This window comes from Leptolyngbya sp. FACHB-8 (assembly GCF_014695575.1).
GTDB lineage: Bacteria > Cyanobacteriota > Cyanobacteriia > Elainellales > Elainellaceae > Vacuolonema.
Window position 1 is genome coordinate 34,111 of the sequence record NZ_JACJOO010000028.1, and the last position, 8,850, is coordinate 42,960.

Genomic DNA, 8,850 nt, shown 5'->3' on the forward strand with positions numbered 1-8,850 from the left:
AGCGCACACCAACCGGAATTTTATTTGACAGCAACCTTAGCTAATATTGCATTCTCGCAGGCGCTTCATAAGGTTGGCGAACATGTGGATATCAGCCCCACCGAAGCTGCGATCGCTTCCCACCGTTCCCACTTTCAGCGCAGCCACGGGCGAAAGTTGCCAGTACCAGCGGGCGGGCAAATGACCCATCACCGCATCTGAGGAAAAGGTGAGGTCATCGTAATTGCGGAATAGGGGATAAAAGTTACCGGCCTTCCACATCCACTTGAGCCTTAGGGCTAGGTCAATGATAAGTTGGCGATCGCCCTGCTTCGGGTTGCTCTGTACAAGGCCATGAAAAATCCGTTCTTGAGCGATGAATCCGAAGTGCCCATTGCTGTGCTTGTCCCATAAGTGGCTGATGGTGGCTAGATCGGTGCAGGGGATCCGCAGCAGGGAGTCCGGACTGAGCCAGGCTTCTCGACTGCGATCGGTAGCCAGCAACATGACGCGGAAGGTTTCGCGATCGGCCTCACGCCACAGACTATCCCGCAGTAACTCCTGCAACACGCTGTATTCTACGTTGCGCTCAGAGCTGAGCGGGTCGGCCATGAAGGCGGAAGCCGAGGATGCCGGAGGTGGGGTTCCATCCAGTTCAGCGGAATCTGGAGTGGACGTTGGGGGTGGTGGGCTGGAGTCGAGATTGGGATCTAGATCCTCCCCAAGCACGGGGTCAAAGGTCGTGTTAAGGGTTGGATCGAGATTTGGGTCAGGGACGGGGTTGAGATTCGGATCGATGATTGACTCAAGATTGGGATGGAGGGTTGGGTCCAGATCTGAATCACCACTGAAATCAGAAATCGTCTCATAGGTAGCATTCACCTGATCCTCAATCTGCGTCATCTCCTCCTGCGTCAGATTGAGGGATTGGCCCAGTTCAAGCAGTTGGGAGCGCTGCTCATCAGAAAGGGGAAATTGCTGGCGAGTGGCATGGTTGTAAGCCCGCTGGTATGTCAAGCGTGATTCAGCCTGACGCTCCAGGTCGGCCGCAATTTCGGCATCGACCTGTTGTTCAATCTGCCACACGTCCGTTTCCTTCAGCCCCAACTCATGCCAGATCTGCTTGAGCTGCTCTTGAGCCGCCTCAGCAAGAGGACGCTCGACTGTGCGATAGTGCTGCTCATAACGGCTCTTGTTTTGAGCATAGGCGTGTCGCTGAGCTTCTGCCTGTAGCTTCAGATGCTCTAGAATTTTCGCGGCTTCTGCCTCTGAGAGCTGCAATTCTGTTTGAAGCCGTTTCAGGTCTTGCTGCTTGGCTTCACTCAAGGGGTACTCCTCCTGCAAGAGTCGGGCACATTCCTGCTGATAATAGGCCAGATTTCTTTGATGCTGTTGCCGCTGCGCTTGAATTTTTGCAGTGGCCTGCTCCTCTACCGTAGCAATATCTGCATCCGAAAGCTGGAGCTCCTGCTGCATTTGAGCCAGGCGATCGCGCTGGGGCTTCCGCAAGACGGCTTCCTGGCTCACCAGCGTTGTGAATAACGCCTCATACTGAGATAGTCGGGCCTGCTTTTCGGCGAGATCTTGCTGCACTTGCTGATGAACGCGTTGGGCGATCGCCTCGGCATGCTCTGGCTGAATTTCCAGAGAACGCTGCAGCTTTTGCAGCCGCAACATGGTCACTTCGCTGGGTGGATCCTCGGCGCTCAAGGCCTGATACCAGGCTTGCTCCAATTGCTGAAGGTTCTGGTGATAGCGTTGGCGTTGCTTCTGGTTAGCGGCCAGAACTTGAGCCTCAATGGCTTGGGCCACCTCATCAGGCAATTCCAGGCTGCGTTGTTGCTGACGCAACTTGAGTCGCTCCGGGGTGGGGAGGGGGTACTCAAAGGCGATCGCCTGACGAAACGCCTGCTCATAGCTGCTCTGGCGCTGCTGCTGGCGGGCGGCCTGCTCCATAAAAGGCTGCATAACGGCCTGCTGGATGGCATTCACTTCCGTATCTGACAGTTCCAACAAGGCCTGAAACTCTTCCAATTCGGCCTGTTGTCGGGGGCCAAGTGGATATTCTAGCTGTAGTGCTGCCGTCAAAGCCTGGCGATAACGCTGTAAATCCTTGGCATGCTCCCGGAAAGGACGTAACACATCATCTTCAATGGCCTGAGCTTCTTCGACAGAAAGCCCCAGGCTGACTCGCCGTTTGTCTAAAATAGCCCGTCCTACTGGAGAAAACTGCCCTTTCTCGACCCGGCTTTCCACATGCTGACGGTACTCGTGGCGAGGGTCAAAATGGCGTACGCGTGCCAAATTGATGGCGCGATCTTCATCCCGCGTGACGATCAACTCGGGGTAACCTTCGGTTAGTAGTGGCTGTAATTGCTCCAGCACATACTCATGGAGCTCGTCTACAGAAACCAGCTGGTCATGGTTGCGATCGGCTTTGCCCGTCGTAATGCCTTCTACCAGCAGATGGGTGTAGGGGGATAGTTCGTGGCTCTCAAACTGAGAGATGGGATGGGAGGCTTCTGACCCCAGTAAAATGACACGTCCCTGTCCGCCCAACTGCCCCCGTAGGTTTAGCGAGCCGTTGTATACAGCGACTTCCATGGGATCAACCCCCTGAAAACCGCAGTCCAGAATCATTACCTGCTGCCGTGCGGGACTGGTGGCCATAATGTCTTGCACGACCTGCGCCGGAATTGCGGTGGCTTTGACCAGGTCACCGTCACTATTCTTGCGGGTGGACTGGGTCGTGAAATAGGCTTTGCCCTGGCGATCGCGCACCCCTCGCCCAGCAAACAACAGCAAGCCGAGATCTTCTCGCCCTAATCTACGAAAGAACTCCTCGATCGCCTCTTCCATCGTCAGGCGATCGGGGTCTAAGAGGGGGATGGCGTGCTCAAACCCACCCATTTCTGGATGCAGCAAAACTTCTCTCACCGCCTCTACGTCATTTCGGGCGGTCAGAGAAGGCTCCAACATATTGGTGTTTTGGTAGCTGCCGACCCCGATCAACAGGGCGTATTTCGCCATTGAATAGAGCTAATTCAGGTAGTTGACCCGACTGGTGCACCTCTGGGGGGAGGGATAGTGATCCCATGGGGCGATCGCGGTGTGCCTGTTTCCCTTACTCTCAGAGTAATATGGGTTTTCTCAAATGAATACATCTTCTGCAAAGGAAGTGTCCCCAGCAGTATCCATCTGACTCCAATTGGCCACCCATTTTTAAGATTTTCAGGACTTACGCATTTGTGTTGTGGGTGGTGTGCGAAGCACACCACCCACAACACAAATGCGTAAGTCCTGATTTTCCTTGCCATATAGTGCTGTGCGGGTTGATTAAGTACGGTGGTGTGGGGCACGAAGTGCCCCACACCACCGTTGCTGTACTTAACGCACTCGCACGTTGCTATATAGCAATGTGCCTGATCAGATGACGGCCAGGGGAAGGCCAAAGGTTAGACGAATCTGTCCACTTTCGGTATTGGCGACCTGCCACTCTAGACGACTACCCATCCGTTGCAAGACCAGATAGTCCATTTGCAGCAATTGACCGGGTGATAGGCTGGAGGGCGCTTGAAGAAGTTGATCGCGATTAGGCTGGGCGGTTAGTGGAATTCGATCCTGCTGCATCCAGTCCAGGGAGTCTTTCCAGGCTTCAGCCGGACGCGAATCTTCTACCCAAATTTGGGCTTGCTGATGGGGCGATACCGTGACCCCAAGCTTGATAGAACCACCATCCATGTGACTAATGGCGCTCTCTAGACGGTGAACTAGCACTTGCCGCAGCCAGTTGGGATCTGCTTGCACGTAAACCTGGGGGTCGGGGAGCTGAATGTCTAGCCGCACGTTGCGATCGCGGGCATGAAGCTCATTGATTTCGTGCACCGTTTTCAACAACCCCGAGAGTTGAACAGGCTGCATTTGAAGGGGCAGACTGCCTGTGCTGAACTTAGAGATACGAATCACTTCATCCAACAACGCCAACATTTTCATCCCAGAATCGTGAGCTTGTTTGACAAACCCCCGCTCCTCCTCAGGGCTATCGCACAGATCTCCCAGAATCAGTTGGTGCAAGCCGAGGATGCCGTTGAGGGGCGATCGCAACTCGTGGGCGGTTCGGGCCAGGAACCCGGCGTTGAAGCGTGCTGTCTCCTGAGCCATGTGATAGGCCAGGTCTGCATCGGAGAGCAGCGGATTTTTGGCCTCATCTGCGTTTTTAGGGGTGATACTCTCTAGCTTTTCCCAGGCGAGTTTGGCCGCTCCCACCATGCCGGCCTGGTTGCCCAATTCAGCCGTCACAATCTGCAGCCCTTCCCGAGAAGTCTCCAGAACCCGCTGGTTGATCTCATCCCAGAGTGTCGGCATGAAGAAGGGAGCACTGGCGCTGACGCCACCACCGAGAATCACGACTTCTGGGGTAAAGATGTAGATCAAATTGGAAATTCCGGCTCCCAGGTCGCAGCCATAGTTTTTCCAGAAGGCGATCGCGGTTTCATCTCCTGCTGCCGCTCGTTGCCCTAGCTCTGCAGGCTCCATTCCGGTGCGACGACGAATGGCCTGCACAGAAACCAGTTGTTCCAGGGAGCCATGATTACCACTGTTGCAGGTATCGCCAGACGGGTCGAGGGTAATTAACCCCAATTCTGCTGCGGTGCCGTGGCGTCCTGTAAACAGCTTGCCATTCAGGATGACGGCCCCGCCGACCCCGGTTCCCAGAGTCAGCAGAATGGCATCTCGATACTGTCGCCCGGCTCCCAACCAGACCTCTCCAATACCCGCACAGTTTGCATCGTTGGCTGCAACCACGGGCTTACCCGTTCGCTCCTCCAGCCAATCGGCGATGGGCACGTCTTTCCAGCCCAGGTTGATGGCAACGAGGGCGAGGCGTCCAGTCTCATCGACAGGGCCAGGCGTGCCAATGCCAATGGCCAGAGCTTGGTCATCGGGATCAAGAGTACGGATGGCGGCGGCGATCGCCTCTACAACGGCGTGAGGCTCCGCAGGTTGAGGAGTGGGTATCGTCAGGGAGTGTAAACATCGGCCTGCTGCATCAAACCGTCCTAGCTTGATAGCAGTGCCCCCTAAATCGACGCCAATGACCTGAGGGGAATGGTTTGCGCTGTTTTTGTCCAAGGTCTTTGCCTCAATATCACTTCCAGTTTTCGCGCCGTAGCAACGGATTCATGAGTTCGTTCAACCCTTCACCTACCAGGGAAAGCCCTACCACTAACGTTGTCAGGGCCAAACCGGGAAATAATGCTGTCCACCAGATGCCTGTGGGTAATGCATCTAAAGCCTGGCGCAAATCCAGTCCCCACTCAGGGGTCTGGTCCGGTAATCCTAACCCCAAAAAGCCTAACCCTCCCAATGTGAGAGCGGCATCCGCAGCATTAAGGGTAAAGAGAACGGGCACACTCTGAATCACATTGGCGAAAAGGTAGCGAGACATCACGCGCCAGGGCGAGGCTCCCATGGCCTGAGCCGCTTCTACAAAGAGTTCTGTTTTGACGCTGACTGTGTGATTTCGAACAACTCGGTAGTATTGCGGAACGTAGGCAATACTGAGAGCGATCGCTGCATTCAGTACCCCCCGTCCTACGACAAAAGCCAGGGTCACCGACAACAGCAAACCCGGCAAAGTGTAGATGGTGTCCATGAAGAAGAGTAGAACGCGATCTAATCGTCCTCCCAGATAGCCGCTCACCATCCCCAAGGGCACCCCGATCAACACACTCAAAGCGGTTGCCAGAACCACCACTTGTAAGGCAACTCTGGCCCCAAACAAGGTGCGAGAAAACACGTCATAGCCTTGGCGACTGGTGCCGAACCAGTACTGGCTGGAAGGAGGCACATGGATGGGATTGGTCAACGTCTCCAAAGGATTGCGTAGCCACCCCCAGGACTGCATAACCGGGGTGAATAGGGCGATTAGGACAAAGACCAGAGTGATGCCAACCCCCAACCACATCATTTTCATCGATAGGCTGGGACGCTGGGCGAAGTTGAGAAAACGAGGACGGGTCAGAGCCATGATGCCGAGATTTCTGGTGTGTGAATCATTGTGTCATCTTTGTGCCTTTTGTACACTTCAAAGCCCTATTGAGCTAATTATGTAACTAATTACGTAATTGGTTTTATGGGTATAGATTTTTATCGTCGTGTCGGTAAGTTAGCTCTGGGTAGCCGTCTACGCCGCTTAGGGGATTGTTTGGCAGAAGATGCTACCCGGATCTATGGTTTGTATGACGTTCCTCTAGATCCCAAGTGGTTTCCGGTTTTCTATATTCTTTCCGAACAAGAAGCTTCGATTACGGAAATTGCTCAGGCGATCGGCCACTCCCATCCTTCAGTGAGCCAAATTGTTAAAGAAATGAAGGTGAAAGGATTAGTGACGACGGGTAAAAGTACAGGGGATGCAAGGGTTAACGTAGTCAGGCTTTCGGAGCAAGGAAAGCAAGTTATTCCAAAGATTACGACGCAGTATCAGGATGTCACTCAGGCGGTTGAGGAGCTGTTATCTGAAGCTCAAAATGATCTGTGGAAAGCGATTGAGGAGGTTGAATTTTTGTTGGACAACAAGAGCTTTTTAGACCGGGTTCGACAAATTCGAAAGATACGTGAATCTGAAGCTATTAAGATTCTTGATTACACTCCAGACTATCAACAGAATTTTAAACAGTTGAATTGTGCGTGGATCGAGAAGTACTTCATCCTGGAGGATGCAGACTATGAATCTCTGGATCATCCAGACAAGAAGATTCTGCAACCCGGTGGGCATATTTATTTGGCTCAATACAACGGTGAAATTGTAGGTACCTGTGCCTTGATCAAGATGACCGATGATACTTTTGAACTCGCAAAAATGGCCGTTTCAGAAGAGGCGCAGGGAAAAGGAATTGGTTGGCAATTGGGGCAAGCCGCTATTACTAAAGCTCGTGAACTAGGGGCTAAAACTCTTTATTTAGAAAGCAGCACAATTTTGGAACCCGCTATCAAGCTTTATCAGAAACTAGGCTTTCGAAAGGTGACAGGACGACCTACACCGTACAAGCGCTGCAATATTCAAATGGAGCTTTCATTGAAAGATTAATTGGGGGCAAATTTGGGTAGATTGCGATCGCAATACCTATTCTGTTGCTGCCAATCCACACGATAAGAAACAGGACTTCTGCATAATTGTTAGGTCGGGCTTATGATGCACACCTACCCAACAGTTATGCAGAAGTTCTGATTTGTTATTGTTGACGTTGAAGGCGGCGCAAGGTTTGCCGCATATCCGGAAGCTGCTTCCAAAGGGCAGCTATCTTGAAAAACTGCTTCAAGGGCATTGCAGGTGTGCCAAATACCACCGCTCCCGGTTCCAAATCAGCAGTAATACCGCTTTGTGCCCCCGCCTGTACCCCATCGCCAATAGTGAGATGATCGGCCACTCCGACCTGACCACCCAGAATGACCCGACGACCTACCTTCACGGCTCCGGCAAGCCCTACCTGAGCTGCCAGGGCACAACCATCACCAATGTCACAGCCATGAGCAATTTGCACCAAATTGTCGATTTTGGTGTTGCGTCCAATGTGGGTGCTACCAAGGGCTGGGCGATCGATCGCGGAATTGCAACCTACCTCGACTCCATCCTCCAGCACCACAAAGCCGGACTGCTGCATCTTAAAGAAGCCGTCAGCTGTAGGCACAAAGCCAAACCCCTCAGAGCCGATCGCCGCGCCACTGTGAATTACACAATCCGCCCCAATCTGGCTGCGCTCGTGAATCACACAGTTGGCATGGAGCGTGGTGCGATCGTCCACAGTCACCCCCGGATAAATCACCACATTGGGATGAATGCAGACCTCGTTACCAATGGTCACCCCGGCTTGAATGACCACATGGGCACCAATGGACACATTTGTACCCAATTGGGCCGATGGGTCAATGATGGCGCTGGGATGAATGCCAGGAGTTGGGCGGAAGGGTTGGTAGAAGCGGGCGATCGCCTGGGCAAACAGTAAGCGGGGTTGGGGGCTGGCGACCCAGGCCAGACCTTTCTCGTTCGCTAACGTCTGCAGCTCAACATTCAGGGGTAGCACCACGGCAACCGCTGACGTTCCTGCCAGCTTTTCTGCTGAGCGACTGCCGCCGTCAATGTAACTGATGGTGTTTGGCTGAACGGCAGAGATAGGAGAAACCCCGCTGATTTCTGGATCCAAATCAGGATAAGTGTCCAGGCTGCTGGTTTTAACCGGGTTAAAAGAAGGAATCAGTTCGCTGAATTTCATAGAGCTTGGTTGAAACGATGGTCGGGCTTTACTCAGGACAACCTGAGGCTCTGACGGAGCACATCATCCTTATCCTTAAATCCCACCAGTACGGCTGTGCCATCTTTCACAAACAACGGACGCTTCAACAACATGGCGTCATGGGTGAAGGCCTTGACCCATTCCTCATCGCTCCAGCTATCTCGCTCTGGGCCCAAAGCCCGGTAAGATTGCCCGGAAGTATTCCGCATAGGCTTTGCGCCCAACTCCTTTACCCAGCCCTCAATTTGGGATTTTTCGGGAGGCTGCTCCTTGGTGTTAATAAATTCGTACTCGATACCATTCGTGGCTAGCCACTGAAACGCTTTTTTGCAGGTACCGCAATTTGGAATACCGTAAACCTGAAGAGCCATGCGGGTTCTACCATCTCAACAGGGCTATTATCCTCTGAAATCTGTCGCTGTGCGAAGGAGTTTCACGTGCAAGTGCATCACGGAACGCTTCTAATACCAAACAAATATGAAGCTGCGCCAAACTAGAAGAGTCCTCTTTGAGGTGATGGGCGATGACAGGACGTCCTTTTCAAGTCACGGTGACGGAGAGCCTGGAGCAGTTAGAG

6 protein-coding genes and 1 pseudogene are annotated in these 8,850 nt (G+C 53.1%); 1 reads left to right on the forward strand and 6 read right to left on the reverse strand.

Features of this window, described 5'->3' with window-relative positions:
- Positions 1-36: 36 nt before the first annotated feature.
- The 4 genes and pseudogenes from H6F91_RS05945 to H6F91_RS05955 form a co-directional block, all read right to left on the reverse strand.
- Positions 37-3,009, reverse strand: a complete 2,973-nt coding sequence (locus H6F91_RS05945) for a GUN4 domain-containing protein (RefSeq protein ID WP_190773748.1) — start codon at positions 3,007-3,009, stop codon at positions 37-39.
- A 396-nt stretch (positions 3,010-3,405) separates the two neighbouring features.
- Positions 3,406-4,140: a HAMP domain-containing sensor histidine kinase gene (locus H6F91_RS27845; RefSeq protein ID WP_242035655.1), complete on the reverse strand. Its 735-nt coding sequence runs from the start codon at positions 4,138-4,140 to the stop codon at positions 3,406-3,408.
- Positions 4,141-4,212: 72 nt separating this feature from the next.
- Positions 4,213-5,112, reverse strand: a pseudogene (locus tag H6F91_RS27850) (ROK family protein); the annotation flags it as partial.
- Between the two features lie 16 nt (positions 5,113-5,128).
- The gene (locus tag H6F91_RS05955; RefSeq protein WP_190773750.1) at positions 5,129-6,010 is read right to left on the reverse strand and encodes an ABC transporter permease; all 882 of its coding nucleotides are present in this window, start codon (positions 6,008-6,010) and stop codon (positions 5,129-5,131) included.
- 177 nt (positions 6,011-6,187) lie between these two features.
- Between H6F91_RS05955 and H6F91_RS05960 the strand changes: the two genes are divergently transcribed.
- The gene (locus H6F91_RS05960) at positions 6,188-7,069 is read left to right on the forward strand and encodes a bifunctional helix-turn-helix transcriptional regulator/GNAT family N-acetyltransferase (protein ID WP_242035653.1); all 882 of its coding nucleotides are present in this window, start codon (positions 6,188-6,190) and stop codon (positions 7,067-7,069) included.
- Between the two features lie 145 nt (positions 7,070-7,214).
- On the opposite strand, the gene lpxD is transcribed toward H6F91_RS05960, so the two are convergent.
- Both lpxD and H6F91_RS05970 read right to left on the reverse strand, forming a co-directional pair.
- A complete protein-coding gene (gene lpxD, locus H6F91_RS05965) occupies positions 7,215-8,252 on the reverse strand; it encodes a UDP-3-O-(3-hydroxymyristoyl)glucosamine N-acyltransferase (RefSeq protein ID WP_190773751.1) in 1,038 nt (345 codons plus the stop codon).
- A gap of 32 nt (positions 8,253-8,284) precedes the next feature.
- The gene (locus H6F91_RS05970; RefSeq protein WP_190773752.1) at positions 8,285-8,644 is read right to left on the reverse strand and encodes a Spx/MgsR family RNA polymerase-binding regulatory protein; all 360 of its coding nucleotides are present in this window, start codon (positions 8,642-8,644) and stop codon (positions 8,285-8,287) included.
- Positions 8,645-8,850: the final 206 nt, after the last annotated feature.

Coding starts and splice junctions, on each gene's coding strand:
- H6F91_RS05955 (WP_190773750.1), bottom strand. CDS start 6,010: ATGGCTCTGACCCGTCCTCGTTTTCTCAACTTCGCCCAGCGTCCCAGC.
- lpxD (WP_190773751.1), bottom strand. CDS start 8,252: ATGAAATTCAGCGAACTGATTCCTTCTTTTAACCCGGTTAAAACCAGC.
- H6F91_RS27845 (WP_242035655.1), bottom strand. CDS start 4,140: ATGGCTCAGGAGACAGCACGCTTCAACGCCGGGTTCCTGGCCCGAACC.
- H6F91_RS05945 (WP_190773748.1), bottom strand. CDS start 3,009: ATGGCGAAATACGCCCTGTTGATCGGGGTCGGCAGCTACCAAAACACC.
- H6F91_RS05970 (WP_190773752.1), bottom strand. CDS start 8,644: ATGGCTCTTCAGGTTTACGGTATTCCAAATTGCGGTACCTGCAAAAAA.